Source organism: Mesorhizobium sp. WSM4935 (assembly GCF_029625735.1).
Classification (GTDB): domain Bacteria; phylum Pseudomonadota; class Alphaproteobacteria; order Rhizobiales; family Rhizobiaceae; genus Mesorhizobium.
Map to the genome: position 1 here is coordinate 12,508 of NZ_JARTVR010000022.1, position 17,863 is coordinate 30,370.

Genomic DNA, 17,863 nt, shown 5'->3' on the forward strand with positions numbered 1-17,863 from the left:
ATCAAGTGCTCCGTATGGTAGCCCGGCAATCGAGTGCGGCCGCGGCCCGCATTGCGCTGTGCAGTGTCAGCCGTGATGGGCGCACGTTGGCATCGTGGAGCGGGAAATCGGACCGACAGTGCGCGCCTCGACTCTCTTCCCGCCTCAGGGCCGCCGCGGCGATCATCAGTGAGACCAAAGCCGGACCAGAGGCAGCGACACTATTGGCTGCGATCGGCAGCAGGGTCGCCACCGCTTCGCGCATTGCCTCGCCGTCGCGGATGATACCCAGGGCGGCGGAGACAATCGGGCGGACCACGGAAGCGTCTGGTCGTGGAGGGACGAATGTGGAGCATCTGCGCGGTCGCCGGGTATACGACGTGCCGGCAACGCTTTCGGCAACCCAGCTCGCGGTGACCGCCGCTTCGGTGAGCGAGTTGCTGGCCAGGCGGTTGGCGCCGTGCAGGCCGGTACAGGCCACCTCACCGCAGGCCCACAATCCCTCGATGGAGCTGCGGCCGGCGCTGTCTACGGCGACGCCGCCCATGTGATAATGTGCCGCCGGGCGCACCGGGATCAGGTCGGTCGCTGGGTCGATTCCTGCGCTCCGGCACAATTCGGCGATGCCTGGAAAACGCTTGCCAAATCTCGGGCCGAGACTTTGCCGTGCGTCCAGGAATACGCGGCGTCCAACGGCAAGCTGGTGCCAAATGGCGCGCGCTACGACGTCGCGAGGCGCAAGTTCACCGCCAGGTGTGTCGGCGAGGAAGCGCTCTCCTCGCTCATCGATGAGCACCGCGCCTTCGCCACGCACGGCTTCGCTCACCAGCGGCATCGGCCGGCGCGGACCGTCGAGCGCAGTTGGATGGAACTGTATGAATTCCAAGTCGGCGAGTTCCGCCCCCGCCCATGCGGCGAGCGCCAGCCCGTGACCCCATGAGCCAGCGGGGTTTGTCGTGTCGCAAAACAGCCCGCCGACGCCGCCGGTCGCCAGCACCGCGCGACGCGTGGGCAGAGCGAGCGCGCCGGCTCGTCCTGCTGCGACCACGGCGATGACCGACCCGTCCTGCACGACCAGCCGGCGGACCTCCACATTTTCGATAATGGTGATCGAGGCTGTACGCCGAACCGCGGCGACGAGCGCGCGCACCAACTCGCGACCGGTGGCGTCGCCGGCTGCATGCACAATCCGCCGTCGCGAGTGTGCCGCCTCGAGCCCAAGTCGCAACGCGCGGTCAGGGTGCTGGTCGAAGTCGACGCCGAACCTTTGGATCGTCCTAATCGCTTCGGGTGCAGCTCGTACCACTCGCCGCACCGTGGCCTCATCGCAGAGTCCGTCGCCGGCAGCTATCGTGTCGCAAAGGTGAAAATCTGGGCCGTCGTCGCCCCCGAGACTTGCCGCAAGACCGCCCTGGGCAAGTTCACTGCAGGCTCCGGTTCCAAGCGGCGCGTTGGTCAAAAGCACGACCGGTTCCGGCGCCAGATGAAGCGCCGTCATCAGGCCGGCAATGCCGCCGCCGATGACGACCGGCGCCCCCGCGATTTCGCGAACCTCCAGACTCATAGGGAAAGCATGCGCTCGACCGCGCGGCGGGCGGGGCCGGCAATTTCGGGATCAATCCGGACCTCATGCCGGTTCTGCTCGAGTGCGGCGCGAATGTTGGCCAGGTTGATGCGCTTCATGTGCGGGCACAGATTGCATGGGCGAACGAACTCGACGTCGGGATGCGCGACCGCGACGTTGTCGCTCATCGAACATTCGGTCAGAAGGACGACACGCTTCGGTTTCTCACGCTCGACATAATCCGACATCGCCGCGGTCGAGCCGGAGAACTCCGCCTCCGCGACAACGTCTGGTGGGCATTCTGGATGGGCCAGCACGATGACGCCTGGATGGGCATCGCGCAGTTCCCGGATGTCTGCTGCGGTGAAGCGCTCATGCACCTCGCAATGGCCTTTCCAGGCGATGATCTCGACGTCTGTATCGGCTGCCACGTTCCTCGCCAGATATTCGTCCGGGAGCATCAGCACACGCGCCACGCCAAGCGATTCCACCACCGCCTTGGCGTTGCCGGACGTGCAGCAGATGTCGGACTCCGCTTTTACGGCGGCGGAAGTGTTGACGTAAGTAACAACGGGGACCCCCGGATACCGCAGCCGCATTAGCCGCACGTCGTTTGCCGTGATCGATTCGGCCAGCGAGCAGCCGGCGCGGAGATCCGGGATGAGCACGGTCTTGTTCGGATTGAGCAGTTTTGCCGTCTCGGCCATGAAATGAACGCCGGCAACCACGATGATGTCGGCGTCGACCGTCACCGCCTTGTGGGCCAACGCCAGGCTGTCGCCGACGATGTCTGCCACGCAATGAAAAATTTCGGGCGTCTGGTAATTGTGCGCCAGCACCACCGCATTGCGCTCACGCTTCAGCGCTAAGATGGCTTCAATATCGCCGGCGAACGCGGGCCATTCAACGGGTGGGATCACCCGCCGGACACGCTCATACAAGGACGCAGCCATAGGTAACGCCCCAGTCATTGGCGCCTCGATTATATTCGGTTTGACAATAAGGGAATATATCTACCTTGACTATAAGTATGTCAAGCCCGCGCCAGCGGTAATTTTGTCCCGGCGATAGCCCTGTCGTCGAGGACGGCATGCCGGAAGCGATAAAGCTTCGCCGGTCGGCCGCCCGTGTCGAGGGAGGTCTCCCCGGTCTCCTCAACAAGTTCCTGCTGCTCGACCAATCTCCGGAAGTTCGGCTTGTTGATCAGCCTGCCAGCCAAAGCTTCCACGGTTCGCTGCAGTTGCAGCAGCGTGAAGGAAGGCCGCATAAGCTCGAACACGACCGGCCGGTATTTGATCTTCGAACGCAGCCGCGCGATCCCGGTTGCCAGAATACGACGGTGGTCAGCGACCATTGGTTTGCCAGCCGCGGCCGCAATCGCGTCCCTGCCGCCACCGGCCTCCTCAATCAGAGCAGCTTCATAGAGCAACTCGTAGCGTTGGAGCGTGAGTTCCTCGTTCCAATGGCGGTCGTCGAAGCCGAAGGCTATCGCAGCGCGCTGCCGGCGCTCGCGTTGAGTGGTCGGCTCGCTGGCGCCGCCGGCCCACTCAATCAGGCGGGGCCGCAATCTATCGAGCAGCACAGGCGGCGTGCCGAAGCGGTGGTCCTCCCAGGGAAAATATTCGTACCAACTTTGCCAGCCGCACGCGGCCGAGTTCGTTGCCTGTTCCTTCCTGGTCAATGCGAGATAGCTGATTGAGATGACGCGCTGGTGGCGCTCAGTGCCGATGCGATCGCGATCGGCGAAGGTGTAGAGTTGCTCGATGTATCCAAGTGCATGGCCGGTCTGCTGCTCCACCCACCCCCTCAAACCCGACTGCAGTGATCGATGCTCAAGGGCAAAAGGTCCAGAAGGGAGGGTGTCCGCATGACCGACTGTGAGGACACAGGGCTCACTGTCGTTTACGGCGACCACGACGGCAGTCAGGTCCACTTTGGCTTCGTCAGCTTTGACGGCGGCTTTGCCTTTCTTGGTTCTTCTTGTCTGAGGATCCATGTTTGCGAAAGCGGGTTGGCCCAACGGAGCGCCTTAATCGATTGAATGTAACCTTGGAAGCCAGCACGTCAACACCGGAGTACTCAAGCGCTGTTTTTAGCTCTTCGCAGTCGCACAAAAATATGCCAAACGCGACACCCGCTGTTGGTAACGTAAGGGAAGGGGCCTCGGTTGAGCGCGGCTGGTGAGATAAAAGGGATGACTCCTCCAGATATTCGATCGCGAAAAGGCCAGACGCCACTTGTATGCTTGACGGCCTACACCACGCCGGTCGCGAGGCTGCTCGATCGCCACTGCGACATCGTTCTTGTCGGCGACAGCGTCGGCATGGTGCTGCACGGCCTGTCGTCGACGCTGGGGGTCACGCTCGACATGATGATCATGCACGGACAGGCCGTTCGCCGCGGCCTTGAACACGCGCTGATGGTCGTCGACCTGCCCTTCGGTTCCTACGAGGAAAGCCCAGAGCACGCTTTCGGCAACGCTGCGCGCGTGATGGGTGAGACCGGTTGTTCAGCGGTAAAGATCGAGGGCGGCGAGACCATCGCGGAAACCATCCGCTTCCTTACCGCGCGCGGCGTACCTGTCATGGCCCATGTGGGCCTGACGCCGCAGGCGGTAAACACGTTTGGAGGCTATCGTGTGCAGGGCCGGGGAGCCGATGCAGAGCGGATCAGGCGCGACGCCAGGGCGGTAACTGAAGCTGGCGCCTTCTCCTTGGTGCTGGAAAAGATACCGGAGCAGCTTGCACGGCAGATAACCGCCGATATCGACATACCCACCATCGGCATCGGTGCCTCGCCAGCTTGCGACGGCCAGATTCTGGTGAGCCACGATATGCTCGGGCTCTTCACCTCATTTCGGCCGAAGTTCGTCAAACGCTATGCCGAGCTCGGTGAGCAGGCTGAGGCGGCAATCGCCGCTTACGCCACCGATATGCGGAACCGGCACTTTCCGGCGGTCGAACATCTCTATGTCAACGCCTTGAAGGCCGGTGACTTCACATGAGCGTGCCGATCGCTCGAACCGTGAGCGAGCTGCGCGGCGTCGTTGCGCAATGGCGTCGCTCGGGTGCCACGATCGGTATTGTGCCGACCATGGGAGCCTTGCACGACGGGCATCTGAGCCTCGTGCGGAAGGCGCTCGAAAGGGCCGAGCGGGTGATCGTGACGCTGTTCGTAAACCCCAAGCAGTTCAACAGCCCCGCCGACCTGATTGCCTACCCTCGGACGGAAAGCGACGATGCTGCCAAGCTCGCTCTGCTGGGCACGCATCTGCTCTATGTGCCGGACACAGAGGAAATGTACCAGGTGGGCTTCGCCACGGCCGTTTCAGTGTCCGGCATCAGCGAATGCCTTTGCGGCGCATTCCGGCTCGGCCATTTCAATGGCGTGGCGACGGTCGTGGCCAAGCTCTTCCTGCAGGCCGGCGCTGACTTCGCCTTTTTTGGCGAAAAGGATTTTCAGCAACTTCAGCTTGTCAGGCGCTTGGTCCGGGATCTCGACATTCCGATCACTATTGTGCCCTGTCCGACAGTCCGCGAAGCCGATGGTCTTGCGCTATCGTCGCGTAACGTGCGGCTCTCCCCAGCCCAACGCGCCATTGCCCCAAAACTAGCATCGGTCCTGCTCGATACGGCCGAGCGGCTTGCACGCGGCTCCCCCATCCTGCCTACGCTTGATGAAGCGCGTGCAGCAATTCTGGCTGCCGGCTATCGCGAGCTCGAATACCTGGAGCTTCGCGGAGAAACAGACCTGCAATCGTTAGCAAGCCTTGACCGACCGGCACGCTTGCTTGCTGCGGCTTGGCTTGGCGACACGCGGCTCATCGATAACGTCGCAATATCACCCATCGGTAGTTGGTCAGGTGGGCGGAGCTCTCTCCAATCGGAAGCAGCACAGCAATTGCGGTGATGACGGCGGCGCGTCGTATGCCCTGCAGGGACAGGCCATCATTTAGAACCACGTCTCCGTCGGCTTCCAGCAACCTCCGCGAGGTACGCTAAGCGCAGATGCATCGCGTATTTGAAACCTTGGTCGAGCAACTCTCTGCAAGCGTCGATGCCGTCGATCTCCATGAGGCAATGGCGTCCGCCGCAGCCGGGTTCGACTTTCCGCTCTTCGCTTATTTCACCTACCCATCCGCTTCCGGCGACAGGCCGCGATTGATCTCGAATTATCCATCATCATGGACATCACATTACCTGCAACAGCGCTACCACAGCGTGGATCCCGTGATCCTGCGGGGACTGCGGGGCTGGGATACCTTCGACTGGGGTGTGGACCGCGATCACCGTTATTTGCCGACCTCTCAGCAGGAAGTCCTGGAAAAAGCAGCTGAGTTCGGCATTCGCGGCGGACTGACCATGTCGATGCATGATCATCGCGGCCGGTTCGCCGCACTGACCTTCGCCTCCAACGAGGCGCATCCGCCATTTCTGAGGTCGCTGACGCGCTACGAAAAAGCAATGCAACTGGTTGCGATCAACGTTCATATCCATGCCCGGCGCAGGCTCGCCGAAGATTGCGTGGTAGATGGCATAATGCTCACCCGGCGGGAGTTCGAGTGCCTGAAATGGGCGGCGTGCGGCAAGTCGGCCTGGGATATCAGCCAGATTCTCGGTGTCTCGAAACGCACCGTGACCTTCCATCAGGAAAACGCCAAGGCGAAGCTTGGCGTGCGAACCATCAACCAGGCCGTAGTGCGGATGGCTGCTCGGGCGAGATCCTGATCCTCTCCAAGTCTAGCTGTAAAGGTCTACAGGCTGCATTCATGACGGCTTTGCCCTTCGATTGCGTGGACACATCCCGCACGGAGACGACAATGATGCAGCTGATAACACCCGACTGCTACGCCGAGTTTGCGAGCGAACTCAAGGAAATGCACGGACTTAGGTATCGGGTTTTCAAGAAGCGGCTCGATTGGGAAGTGCAGACCGAAGGCGAAATGGAAACGGACTCGTTTGACAGCCTGAACCCCGTCTACCTGCTTCTCAAGGGGTCCGATTGGCGAACTTGCGGCTGCGTCCGCCTTTTGCCGACCACCGGACCGACAATGTTGCGCGATACGTTTCCGACGCTGCTGGATGAGATGGTGGTCCCTGCGAGTGCCGATATCTGGGAGAGTAGTCGTTTCGCGCTCGATCTCCCTGCGACAGCGCCGAAGGCAGCTGGCGGCCTGGCCCAAGCAACCTACGAGCTCTTCGCGGGGATCATCGAATTCGGCTTGGCCAACAATCTCTCCGGGATCGTAACGGTGACAGATACGCGCATCGAAAGGATCCTTCGTCTCGCGACCTGGCCGTTGTCACGTATCGGACAGCCCAAGCAGGTCGGCAACACCGAGGCAGTCGCCGGCTTCCTCGATATTTCCTACGCCAGTCTCTTGCGCATCCGCTGGAGGGGACGCCTCAACGGGCCGGTGTTGTGGCAACCAGTTCTCATCCAATCGGCATAGCGCCTGCGGATGCTCAGCCGTGACTTGAGTTAAGTCTGCTCACGGCCGCCACCGCCGCCGTGAGGGTGAGCGGACCCGCCCCACGAGCTTTCGACTGTTCCGGTCGATTGGCTCGCGCGGCCGGACTTTGGATTTCCGTAGGCGCAACCCGCAGTCCAGCGTGAGCACGCCAAAATGGCGCCCCTCCGCTTCGTCCAAAGAAGCCAACGTGGCTTCTGAGGTCGTCTTAGAATATTGGACCGGCCGCCGTGAGCGATCGCAACCTCAAAGCTTTGCCGGTATGCCGGTTTGGCCGGACCGTCGGCCAGTCGGAGCAGTCCCCCGATAAGGACCCGAGCTGACGCGCGGTCCAACAGCGCCCGAGCCTATGCTTTGTGCATTACCGTTCGGTTGGCCATGTCGTCCAAGACCGCATGAAGAAGGCTTCCAACCTCCTGCGCAGCGAGCTCTGGCGCAATTCCTACATCGGACAATTGAATGAGCATTTTCTTGGCGGCACAGCGCCAGAACGCGCTCGCCGCCTCGCCGTTCTTGGTCTCGAGGGCCTGGGCGATACTTTCGACCAATATACGTCGCCGATGCAGCGGAAATACGCAAATGTTTGATTCATGCATCAATCACCTCACAGATTCAGTTCCACAAAGAAAAACACCGGCGTCTTCAAAAGAGCCCCGCTAGCGCGGTGACGGTTCGCGGCGACATGACGAGTTCCACTTCCCCATCGACAAGCCATTGGGAGATGAGCCGCCGGACCGCATATCCGGGACCGCACATAAGGTGAACCACCATTGCTCATCCGGCTGCATTTTCCTGGGCCGTTCGACGAGGCGTTCCAGCCGAATTGACGTCCAATGACTTGATCTCTGAAAGGGCAGGGCGGTACGAATCACCCGACTGTTCCGCTGCTTACATTCCTGCGAGCTTGTGTATGAACGATTAAAGCGTGCCCGAGCCGTTCTTGGTGGCCGCCGCAGAAGGGAATCATGTCATCCGCTGCCTATCGTAGGCGGCGCGACTTCTAGCATGACTGCACTGCCCCGACAGGGCTTTGCAATCGCGCGTTTCGAAGCCTATGCTTTGGCATCGGCCGGCATTTACTTCGGTGCAGCCGACAGTAAGACGTACGCGCTCTTGCCCCGTTGGAAGAGAGCCTTGCCCGATCCCTCTTTCGCGACCAGGTGCTGAAGCCCTCACCCCGCAGGACTTCGCGCTTTTGCGACCATCGCTGCATCACGTCGAACCGGGCATCAAGGACAAGTTGGAGGTCGCGCATCAGCCGATCAAGAACGTATATTTTCCCGAGAGGGGCATCGCGTCGGTGGTCGCCACCATGACCGGCGGGCGGCAAGGTGAAGTCGGCATTGTCGGCTATGACGGGATGAAAGGAATTGCCGTCATTCTCGGAAAGGAAAGCACTACCTGGCGCCTGCCGGTTGAAAACCTTCGCCCTGCGATTAGCCCGTCGCTTCGCACCTCAGTGCTGGACTATGCCCACGCGTTCCTCGTCCAATCATGCCGGACGGCACTGGTCAATGGCCACTCCAAGGTCGAAGAACGGCTGGCCCGCTGGCAGCTGATGGTCCACGACCGTGCGGAAGGAGATAAGATCCTCCCGACGCATGAATTTCTGGCGACCATGCTCGCGCCCACCGCCCGGGGTCACCACGGCCCTGCAAATGCTTGAGTATCGAGGACTGGTGCACGCCAAGCGCGGCGAGATCACGATCATCGACCGTGCCGGATTGATAAAGCTCACACATGGCGCTTATGACAAGGAGGAGCAGCGTTATTTCGGCCTGGCCGCTGCCTGAAGCATGTCGGTTGAAACGGGTTCAGCCGACGTCTCCTTGCCCCTCACCAGGTCGCCCAAAAGCATCAGCGGTTTTGAACGAATCGCAGCGATTGTCCGCAATCGGACATAGGCTTGAAGGCGGTCGAATTCGTGCCATAAGTCGGGTTGGTCAGGGTTCAGGGAGGAATTCGTCATGACCAATTCGTTTCACACCGTCACCGTCGAAAAAGCCGCAGAAGCCTATGTCCTTTCCAGGGGAAGGGTCCGCTTTCTCTCCATGGCGCAGGCGATCCGCGCCATCCGAACACTAATGCCGGCATGCAAGGCCACCGACCGCGAGTTGGAGGAACTGTTGGCGGCCGCTTCCTTCGTTCATGGCGTGCCCGTCGCCTTCGACACAAAAACAGCCGATGGTGTAGAACCACGGCTGCATTCCTAAGAGGGCATGCCGCGCCATGCAGACTGTCAGAGGGCATTCGTCAGATGGTAGTCCGCTAACTTAACTGCAGAGTCTAAAGGACGTGTTCCAGCATTGCGAACTCACCGATCGCTTTGTTGCCAAAGCTGCCAGCAAGCGATCGCCTCATCCAGCCGTTTGCACCATCTCATCACAGACATCATCGCGATGCTACCTGTCCAGCATATGTCCAGCATTTCGCAAGGCGGCCAGAAGGAGCCTCGCATAGCCTGTGACATCGATCTGGGCCTGCATCGAAAGGGGCATGCTGGTCCAGTTCTCCAACGGTGCAATGAAAGGTGAGAAGGTGCCATTGACAAGGCAACAACAGCTAACAAGGCCCTCTCGGTCCAATGCCACCACACCGATCTTGTCGCCTGGATATCCAATGGCTGCGACTCGCTGGACCTCCAGGTCACCGTCCACCCGCACGTCAAAAAGAAGGCTACCACGGCTCCTCGTGGCTATCTCAGCCGCCTTCTCATCAAAGCTTGAAGAGAGCAAGCGGACGCTTTCCACCGCCATCTGGAAAATCACCAAATCCAGTTCATTCACGGCCATATGGGCATTTCCGCGCAACGGGTGGTGATTGCAATGACACATACTGCTTGTTCACAGATGTCGGTCACGAACGATCATTCGTCGGGTTCCGGTTCCGACCAACGGTGTCGCCACCTGATCGTGCTGCGGTTCGAACCTTCCGAACGCGAGCCGAGCGCGCTATGAGGTTGGAGTCTAGGTCTCGGACCCTGCCTCGCGGCCTGCTCATCTTTGGCAGACCCGTTGCAACGCCGCCGCGATGGCGCAAACGCCAGATGACGCTGATCCATCGCTTGATCGTGAACTGAGCTTCTGAACACCATTGGGACAGCAGGGTGGAAGGGCTTGACCAACGCTGCCCCCGTTTTCCAAGAGGACCCGTCCTCGATTGAATCTTTCGAGCCCCGTGCAGCGCGCAGCCAAATGATGACCATCTGGACCCAGCTCGCAGACCGCAAGGCAAAGAGGGAACCTTCCAGGCAGCCAAGCTGCGTCGACGCAAAGAGCGGCCTTTGGAGTTCCCAGAATCGACCCTTCCATAGTTGCGACAGGCAACCACTGCACGAGTGTGGGAGAGCGAATCGCAAGCATTGCGTGAGGTCCTGCGCGTTTTCCCCTCTTGCTATTTGGCACATCGTTTGCGCCGAAGTGGGCGCAGCGTTCGACCGGAGCACTGCATGGGAGAGGGAGGAGCCCCACCCCGATCCGGTCAAGGAGAGAGACGGTGTTGGTTCCAAGAGTTCCCCGCGCGATCTTAGCGCCCCGCAAGCGCCATTTTGCCCGGACCTACGTGCAGGTACTTGCCGCCATAATCCTGGGTGCCGCAATCGGCTATTTCCATTTGGAGACCGGCCACAGCCTGAAGCCGCTCTGCGATGCCTTCGTCGATGTCGTCAAGATAATCACCGTACCTGTCATCTTCCTGACAATGGCGACCGGCATTGCCGGCATGAGCGATCTGCAGAAGGTCGGCCGAGTTGCCGCCAAGGCGATGGTTTATTTCCTTACCTTCTCGACGCTAGCACTCCTTGTCGGGCTGATTGTCGCGAATATCGTTCAGCCTGGCGCCGGCCTCAACATCGATCCGGCCTCGCTCGATGTCGAAGCCGTTAAGGGCTATGTGGCCACGGCTCACGAGCAGTCCGTGACCAGCTTCCTGATGAACATCATCCCGTCAACGATTGCCAGTGCCTTCGCGGAAGGCGACATCCTGCAAGTCTTGTTCCTCTCGGTCCTGTTCCTCTCGATCCTGTTCGGCGCGGTCTGCCGCTACAACGGCCGCTCGCTCTTCTCTCTCGTCCGATACATCAAGGACGAGCTGCTGCTCGCAATGTCCTCCTCAGAGGCCGCGCTGGCCTCGCTCATGGAGAAGATGGAAAAGGCCGGCGCCACGCATTCGGTCGTGGGTCTCATTCCATTCAATCTGGACGGCACGAATATGATGCTCGCCGCCCTTTTCATCGCCCAAGCGACGAAAACTGATCTCCCGATCGGCTGCCGGATCCTCATGCTGTTTGTCGCATTGTTCCCTTCGAACGGAACAACCCGCATTACCGGTGCAGGCCTCGTCACAATGGCTGCAACGCTCTTTCTTGTTCCGGCCGCACCGGTCACCTCCGTGGGGCTTATTCTTGGCGTCGATCAGCTTATGTCCGAATGCCACGCGCTGACGGTTTTTCTCCGCAGCGTAGCGGCAACGCTGGCTGTCACCCGGTCCGGGGCGAGCGGGATAAACGACGATTCGGGGAGCGCCTCACTAGCGGACCGTTCAGCGCTCTGGCGGTGGACGGTCAAGTCGCCCGGCGTGGTGAACACAATTCCCCGTGCGAACGACGCTCAGCTATTGGGGTGGACCCGATGGCGCAAAGCCGTATTTGAGAAACCGCCAGATCGCACCGGCACCTGTGCGCCTGTAGCAACTGCGGGGCACGATCAAAACTGACCCATTTTACACCAAAAAGGCGGCCGTTGCTGCCACGCCGTCCATGGATTGGAGACTCATGTCTAAGCCGACTGCCATCACTGTCGCAGCTCTTCTTTTACTCCTCGCCTTGCTGGCGAGCCAATATAGCGCGAACCTGCACCGGCAGGCGTGGTCGACCGACAGGCAAAAGTGGAGCGGCGCATTCGACAACGATCTCCTTCGCCAATCGCCGGCAACCCGCAAGGCGATGCCGTTCTGGTCATATTCAATGACTACCACAACTGTCCGCATTGCAGACTGGCTGATATCAACTACCAAAAAGCCTTCAAGCATGAGCCCAATCTGAAGCTTGTGATCAAACAGTTCCCGGTCCTGGGACCGGATTCCCAATTCCCAGCCTTCGCCGCACTCGCCTCGAGAAAACAGGGAAAGTTCGACGAATTCCACCGCGCCCTTATGATTTCCCCCAGTTGAAGGGTCACTCTCAAGATCGCAGCGCGTGTAGGCCTTGACGTTGAGCAGCTCAAGCGGGAATGCAAGATCCGGCCATCGCAGATGAAATGCGCGCGTCCGCGCACTCGCGAAAGGTCTGCACTTAGACGGTACGCCCGCGTTGGTGGTCGGCGATATAGTGGTCGCCGACCTTGTGGACATGGCCAGCTTGCAACGCTTGCATCGCCGATGCGCGCTCAAAGCGTGCTGGCTCTCGTGCGGGGCAGCATCTGTAGACCGGCCACGCTGTTGTTGCCGGAGCGTGCCGTTTGTGGCAGCTGGCTTTGCTGTCGCTCCTCGTAATCTTGTTGCGGTCATCCAGCTGCCGTGGGCGCCAACAACAATCCTGAGCGCCCGCGCCTGAAGTCGCTGGCCGGGTGCTCGTGAACCGAGCCCGCTTTTCTTCGGCAAGCTCAGGCGGTCTTGGCCCTGCGGCATCGCCCCCTGGCGCGGGGCAGCCTTCGGCTGCTGACGGTCGCCGGCCTGTCGGCCGGCGTCTTTCTATTGTGGCCTTCCCCCTGGCGCAGGGTGGGCAGCACTCCCTTCTAGGCCCGCCGCGGCGTCCCGCAACCCTTCGCTTGTCGCTTTCGGGTCCTCCACTCCGTTCCGGTCCTGCTGATGCAGTCCGCCTCCGACGGCGGGCCTTTCCGGTCGCTTTTGCCGCCCACCCCGCTTCCGGGGAGGGCGCGCGATTGTAGAGCGGAGGACATCACGATGCGTGCAAACAACAAACGTTGCGGCAGCCGACAGGCTGGCGCAGACAGCGGCGGGCGCACCGGCGCCAGCCTTTATCAGGAAATCACCGACCGCATCATTGCCGAACTGGAGCGCGGCACCGTGCCATGGGTCAAGCCGTGGGGCAGGGCAAGGACAGGCCTCGGCCTGCCGCGGAATGCGGCCACCCAGCGCCGATATTCCGGCATCAATATCCTGATCCTGTGGGGCGCGGTCATCGAGCGCGGTTTCCCCAGCCAGAACTGGCTCACCTTCCGGCAGGCGCTTTCGCTTGGCGGCAATGTCAGGAAGGGCGAGCACGGCACCACCATCGTTCACGCTGACCGCTTTGTTCCCAAGAACGAAAAGCAACGCGCCGACACCGATGGCGACGAACCGCAGGCGGTGCCCTTCCTGAAGCGCTTCACCGTCTTCAATGTCGCGCAGTGCGATAATCTGCCCGAACATCTTTACGCCGCCGGCGAGCCTCTGCCTGAGCGCGAGATGGTCCCGCAGGCCGAGGCGCTCATTCATGCAACCGGCGCTGATTTTCGCGTCGGCGGCGAGCGCGCCTTCTACATGCCCGGCAGCGACACCATACAGGTGCCGCCGCAGCCGGCTTTCTTCCACCAGATCGACTATTACCGGACCTGCTTTCACGAGCTTGGCCACTGGACCGGCCACCCGAGGCGACTCGCGCGCGACCTGTCCGGCTCCTTCGGGTCCAACACCTATGCGCGCGAGGAACTGGTCGCCGAAATCGCATCAGCCTTCATCTGCAGCAGTCTCGGCATCGAGCCGACCGTGCGCCATGCCGACTACATCGGCTCATGGCTGACGGTTTTGCGCGAGGACAACCGCGCCATCTTCCGCGCCGCAAGCCATGCCTCGAAAGCCGCCGATTTCCTGCTTGGCCGCAATGTCGATGTCGAAGGCGAGGCACATGCCGAAACCGCCTATGGGAGCGCGCAATCCTCACACGCGACCGCCTTGCGCCTCTGATGACGCAAAGCCGCGCGCAACCAACTCGACAGTTCTTTTGAGGTTGCCCTAACGCCGATGGCCGGCGTTGGCGTCGATCGTTCATCGGACCGAGGTTCGCAAAAAAAGAGGGCGGCATTGATGCCGCCCTCTCGTTGCGAAAGCTGCCAGAGCTGGATTAGAAATCCATGCCGCCCATGCCGCCCATGCCGCCGCCGCCCATGCCGCCAGGCATGCCGCCGCCAGCCGACTCCTTCTTCGGAGCCTCCGCGATCATGGCTTCGGTGGTGACCAGCAGGCCGGCGACCGAGGCCGCGTCCTGAAGAGCCGTACGGACAACCTTGACCGGATCGACGATACCCATGGCGATCATGTCGCCATACTCGCCGGTCTGGGCGTTGTAGCCGAAGGTCGCGCCCTTGTTCTCAAGGATCTTGCCGGCAACGATCGATGCTTCCGCACCGGCGTTGGCCGCGATCTGGCGGGCCGGAGCCTGCAGCGCACGACGCACGATGTTGATGCCGGCGGCCTGGTCGGCATTGACGCCGGTGGCCTTGATGTTGGCCGAAGCGCGCAGCAGCGCGACGCCACCACCAGCAACGATGCCTTCTTCGACGGCCGCGCGGGTCGCGTTGAGGGCGTCATCGACGCGGTCCTTCTTTTCCTTGACTTCGACTTCCGTCGCACCGCCGACGCGGATCACCGCAACGCCGCCGGCGAGCTTCGCCAGACGTTCCTGCAGCTTCTCCTTGTCGTAGTCCGAAGTGGTCTTTTCGATCTGCTGCTTGATCTGGGCAACGCGGCCCTGGATCTCGGCCTTCTTGCCGGCGCCGTCGACGATGGTGGTGTTCTCCTTGGAGATCGACACCTTCTTGGCGCGGCCGAGCATGTTGAGGCCGACGTTCTCGAGCTTGATGCCGAGGTCTTCCGAGATGACCTGGCCACCGGTGAGGATGGCGATGTCTTCCAGCATGGCCTTGCGGCGATCACCGAAGCCCGGCGCCTTGACGGCGGCGATCTTCAGGCCGCCACGCAGCTTGTTGACGACCAGCGTGGCCAGAGCCTCGCCTTCGACGTCTTCCGAGATGATGAGCAGCGGCTTCGAGGTCTGCACGACGGCTTCGAGAACCGGCAGCATGGCCTGGAGGTTGGACAGCTTCTTCTCGTGCAGGAGGATGTAGACGTCCTCGAGTTCGGCAACCATCTTGTCGGCGTTGGTGACGAAGTAGGGCGAGAGGTAGCCGCGGTCGAACTGCATGCCTTCGACGACTTCGAGTTCGGTCTCGGCGGTCTTGGCTTCCTCAACCGTGATGACGCCTTCGTTGCCGACCTTCTGCATCGCTTCGGCGATCATCTTGCCGACCGAAGCATCGCCGTTGCCGGCGATGGTGCCGACCTGGGCAACCTCTTCGGAGGTCTTGATCTTCTTGGCGTTCTTGATCAGGGTCGCAACGACGTCGGTTACCGCGAGGTCGATGCCGCGCTTCAGGTCCATCGGGTTCATGCCGGCGGCAACGGCCTTGTGGCCTTCCTGGACGATCGACTGCGCCAGAACGGTCGCGGTCGTGGTGCCGTCGCCAGCGATGTCGTTGGTCTTCGAAGCAACTTCGCGGACCATCTGCGCGCCCATGTTTTCGAACTTGTCCTCAAGCTCGATTTCCTTGGCGACGGTGACGCCGTCCTTGGTGATGCGCGGGGCGCCGAACGACTTGTCGATGACCACGTTGCGGCCCTTGGGGCCGAGCGTGACCTTCACCGCGTCAGCGAGGATGTTGACACCGCGCAGCATGCGCTCGCGGGCATCGCGGGAGAATTTTACGTCTTTGGCAGCCATTTTTAGCTCCTGGCAGGGGCTTCAATCGAGCCCGGGAATTCAGTTGACGAAAGGGCCTGATATGAGCCGATGATGCCCATGATGTCGGATTCCTTCATGATCAGAAGGTCTTCGCCATTGAGCTTGACTTCCGTGCCCGACCACTTGCTGAACAGGATGCGGTCGCCGGCCTTGACGTCCAGCGGGACCAGCTTGCCAGCTTCGTCACGAGCGCCGAAGCCGACAGCGATGATCTCGCCTTCCTGCGGCTTTTCCTTTGCCGTGTCGGGGATGATGATCCCGCCAGCGGTCTTGGATTCGGATTCGACCCGGCGAACGACCACGCGGTCATGCAGCGGGCGGAACTTCGACTTTGCCATTTTCGGATTTTTCCCTGGTGCGCTGTTGAGGGGTTTTTGTTAGCACTCGCGATGGACGAGTGCTAACGCGATAGTGAGGTAGGCTGTAAGCGGGCACTCGTCAAGACGGACGAGGGCAGGCGAGGAGCTCTGGCCCCCTCCCCGGTGGAACCCAACGCATACGCGGCATCCGCGTTGATGGCTGCGAGCCCCACATTTCCATTGAATTCGGCGTCATGACGCCAACTTGCTCGCGCCGCTTCCAAGTCGTCAGTCGTGCTGCCGTCAGCACGAACATAGGGCTGCGCTTCACTTCCCGTCGAAGCCGCGGCAAGCAGCGTCGCCGTCAGCACGCTCCTTTGCAGATGCTTGCCAAAGGTGGACAGTGAGCGCACCTGCGCCGGGCTGTTGGTGCGAACGTAAGACGTCATTGACAACTCCTTTTTGCAAGTCGAGCCCCTTCTCCACCTTCGGCCGCCGTCGACGCGAAGAAGTCCGCATCGCGTTGAAGACGAGCTGCGAAAAAGAGAAAGATGTGTTTGATGGCTGCGGCCCCAACGGTGCCTTCAGATTTGAGATCACTTCCGCCGCGAGCGGCTGAAGCTCCTCGCAACGTCAAATCGAATCTGCTGCCAAGCCTCCAGGAAAGGAGAGCATTGCTCATCTCGCGCTTGTGCATGCAGTCAACCTTCGATCCGTGTTGCCACATCAAGAGCAAATGCCGTGCCAAAGCTCACTGGGAAGTGAACGCATGGCTCTCCCTGAAAACCTCACAAATCCAGCATGGTCAATTGTGCGGAACCCGACATGCGTCTTCTGCCACTGTCAGCTTTCGGACAGGCATGACGCGTTTCGCGCCGACCACCGGTCGATCGGTTTTGGGGCCGGTCTGTTCGCCTCATAAGAGCGCGTTACATTGCGTAGCGGTTTCCCGAGCGCCGCCACATGACACTGGACCTGCAGGTAGCACCGGCTTCTCATCCAGCCTTACTTTGGCCCCCTCGCGTATCAAATTCCCGCTGGCGAGCCCTGCTTTCATAGATCGCACCATGCCGGATGTCTGCTCTGGCGCCCGACCCGCTGGCACGATCTCGATCCGGCATAAGGGCGCAGCATCTTTGCAGGCCGTTTCATCCCGGCGTCCTGCTTGGCTGACAGACCGCACTTGGCGAGCGGTCTCCATGCTCTCTCCAAGGACCATCCCTGCGGCTGGCTTGTCGACCTATGGGCGGGTCCGGCCGCCCGAAACCCTCGCGCCATCAGCTTTTTTCCCCGCCGCCTGCGGCGGCTTCCTCGCGCCGCTTCGCTCACAAAAAAGCTGCCCGCTCGGGTCCTTCACTGTCGCTGCGGCCCTGTCGGATTCAGGCGGTCCTGACGCGCCCATTACGGTGCGCCATCGCAGGGGATGGTCCCCGGCGAAACCACAAAAGGAGACTTCGAAATGACCGCGATCGGTTACGTCAACAAGCAGGAAAACGGCGCCTACAAGGGCCAGTTCAAGACGCTCAGCGTCCGCGCCGACATCGATATCGTCCCCAACCAGGCCAAGAGCGCCGATAACCATCCCGACTTCCGGGTGCTTACGCAAGGGGTCGAAGTCGGCGCTGGCTGGATCCGCACCGGCGAGACTTCCGGCAAGGATTATGTGAGCCTGTCGATTGCAGCGCCGGAGTTCGGACCGCGCAAGCTCTACGCCAATCTCGGCCGAGCCGCCGGCCAGGACGATCACGACACCTACGCCATCATCTGGAACCCGGCCGACTGACCGGCCGAGATAAGAGCCTCGCGCCGCAGCC

Annotated in this window: 18 protein-coding genes and 1 pseudogene; 10 read left to right on the top strand and 9 right to left on the bottom strand. The window is 61.2% G+C overall.

Annotated features, from left to right (window positions below):
• Position 1 precedes the first annotated feature (1 nt).
• The 3 genes from P9273_RS29855 to P9273_RS29865 form a co-directional block, all read right to left on the bottom strand.
• Entirely contained in the window at positions 2–1,543 is a 1,542-nt protein-coding gene (locus tag P9273_RS29855; RefSeq protein ID WP_063169251.1) for an L-aspartate oxidase, read from the bottom strand.
• The gene (nadA, locus tag P9273_RS29860) at positions 1,540–2,514 is read right to left on the bottom strand and encodes a quinolinate synthase NadA (RefSeq protein WP_063169250.1); all 975 of its coding nucleotides are present in this window, start codon (positions 2,512–2,514) and stop codon (positions 1,540–1,542) included. The genes P9273_RS29855 and nadA overlap by 4 nt, the downstream gene beginning before the upstream one ends.
• 62 nt (positions 2,515–2,576) lie before the next feature.
• The gene (locus tag P9273_RS29865) at positions 2,577–3,539 is read right to left on the bottom strand and encodes an NUDIX hydrolase (protein ID WP_024505567.1); all 963 of its coding nucleotides are present in this window, start codon (positions 3,537–3,539) and stop codon (positions 2,577–2,579) included.
• A gap of 171 nt (positions 3,540–3,710) precedes the next feature.
• Here P9273_RS29865 and panB point away from each other — a divergent pair, with 171 nt between their 5' ends.
• From panB to P9273_RS29885, 4 genes are all read left to right on the top strand, one after another.
• Positions 3,711–4,547, top strand: coding sequence for a 3-methyl-2-oxobutanoate hydroxymethyltransferase (gene panB, locus P9273_RS29870; RefSeq protein ID WP_063169249.1), 837 nt, complete (start codon positions 3,711–3,713; stop codon positions 4,545–4,547).
• Positions 4,544–5,452, top strand: a complete 909-nt coding sequence (gene panC, locus P9273_RS29875; RefSeq protein WP_063169248.1) for a pantoate--beta-alanine ligase — start codon at positions 4,544–4,546, stop codon at positions 5,450–5,452. The genes panB and panC overlap by 4 nt, the downstream gene beginning before the upstream one ends.
• 98 nt (positions 5,453–5,550) lie before the next feature.
• Complete coding sequence (locus P9273_RS29880; RefSeq protein ID WP_063169247.1) at positions 5,551–6,270, top strand: LuxR family transcriptional regulator; 720 nt, start codon at positions 5,551–5,553, stop codon at positions 6,268–6,270.
• 92 nt (positions 6,271–6,362) lie between these two features.
• Complete coding sequence (locus P9273_RS29885; RefSeq protein ID WP_063169246.1) at positions 6,363–6,995, top strand: acyl-homoserine-lactone synthase; 633 nt, start codon at positions 6,363–6,365, stop codon at positions 6,993–6,995.
• A 365-nt stretch (positions 6,996–7,360) separates the two neighbouring features.
• Here the strand turns inward: P9273_RS29885 and P9273_RS29890 are convergent, their stop codons facing one another.
• Entirely contained in the window at positions 7,361–7,609 is a 249-nt protein-coding gene (locus P9273_RS29890; protein ID WP_063169245.1) for a DUF6074 family protein, read from the bottom strand.
• 599 nt (positions 7,610–8,208) lie between these two features.
• On the opposite strand from P9273_RS29890, the gene P9273_RS29895 reads away from it, so the two are divergent.
• From P9273_RS29895 to P9273_RS29905, 3 genes are all read left to right on the top strand, one after another.
• On the top strand, positions 8,209–8,679 hold the full coding sequence (locus tag P9273_RS29895; protein ID WP_224570941.1) for a Crp/Fnr family transcriptional regulator: 471 nt from the start codon (positions 8,209–8,211) through the stop codon (positions 8,677–8,679).
• The gene (locus P9273_RS29900; protein ID WP_256754986.1) at positions 8,672–8,806 is read left to right on the top strand and encodes a hypothetical protein; all 135 of its coding nucleotides are present in this window, start codon (positions 8,672–8,674) and stop codon (positions 8,804–8,806) included. The genes P9273_RS29895 and P9273_RS29900 overlap by 8 nt, the downstream gene beginning before the upstream one ends.
• A 174-nt stretch (positions 8,807–8,980) precedes the next feature.
• Complete coding sequence (locus tag P9273_RS29905) at positions 8,981–9,226, top strand: hypothetical protein (RefSeq protein ID WP_063169243.1); 246 nt, start codon at positions 8,981–8,983, stop codon at positions 9,224–9,226.
• 189 nt (positions 9,227–9,415) lie between these two features.
• Here P9273_RS29905 and P9273_RS29910 read toward each other — a convergent pair whose 3' ends face one another.
• Positions 9,416–9,805: a hypothetical protein gene (locus P9273_RS29910; RefSeq protein ID WP_024505560.1), complete on the bottom strand. Its 390-nt coding sequence runs from the start codon at positions 9,803–9,805 to the stop codon at positions 9,416–9,418.
• Positions 9,806–10,508: 703 nt separating this feature from the next.
• Between P9273_RS29910 and P9273_RS29915 the strand changes: the two genes are divergently transcribed.
• A complete protein-coding gene (locus P9273_RS29915; protein ID WP_082826565.1) occupies positions 10,509–11,726 on the top strand; it encodes a cation:dicarboxylate symporter family transporter in 1,218 nt (405 codons plus the stop codon).
• Between the two features lie 6 nt (positions 11,727–11,732).
• Here the strand turns inward: P9273_RS29915 and P9273_RS32460 are convergent, their stop codons facing one another.
• Complete coding sequence (locus P9273_RS32460; protein ID WP_063169242.1) at positions 11,733–12,155, bottom strand: hypothetical protein; 423 nt, start codon at positions 12,153–12,155, stop codon at positions 11,733–11,735.
• A 759-nt stretch (positions 12,156–12,914) separates the two neighbouring features.
• Between P9273_RS32460 and P9273_RS29925 the strand changes: the two genes are divergently transcribed.
• On the top strand, positions 12,915–13,916 hold the full coding sequence (locus P9273_RS29925; RefSeq protein WP_063169241.1) for an ArdC family protein: 1,002 nt from the start codon (positions 12,915–12,917) through the stop codon (positions 13,914–13,916).
• A 157-nt stretch (positions 13,917–14,073) separates the two neighbouring features.
• Here the strand turns inward: P9273_RS29925 and groL are convergent, their stop codons facing one another.
• From groL to P9273_RS29940, 3 genes and pseudogenes are all read right to left on the bottom strand, one after another.
• Complete coding sequence (gene groL / locus P9273_RS29930; protein WP_063169240.1) at positions 14,074–15,729, bottom strand: chaperonin GroEL; 1,656 nt, start codon at positions 15,727–15,729, stop codon at positions 14,074–14,076.
• 65 nt (positions 15,730–15,794) lie between these two features.
• Positions 15,795–16,088: pseudogene (gene groES / locus P9273_RS29935) on the bottom strand (co-chaperone GroES); the annotation flags it as partial.
• 62 nt (positions 16,089–16,150) lie between these two features.
• Positions 16,151–16,498, bottom strand: coding sequence for a hypothetical protein (locus P9273_RS29940; RefSeq protein WP_063169239.1), 348 nt, complete (start codon positions 16,496–16,498; stop codon positions 16,151–16,153).
• A 1,010-nt stretch (positions 16,499–17,508) separates the two neighbouring features.
• Here P9273_RS29940 and P9273_RS29945 point away from each other — a divergent pair.
• The gene (locus tag P9273_RS29945) at positions 17,509–17,832 is read left to right on the top strand and encodes a DUF736 domain-containing protein (RefSeq protein ID WP_024505644.1); all 324 of its coding nucleotides are present in this window, start codon (positions 17,509–17,511) and stop codon (positions 17,830–17,832) included.
• Positions 17,833–17,863 lie beyond the last annotated feature (31 nt).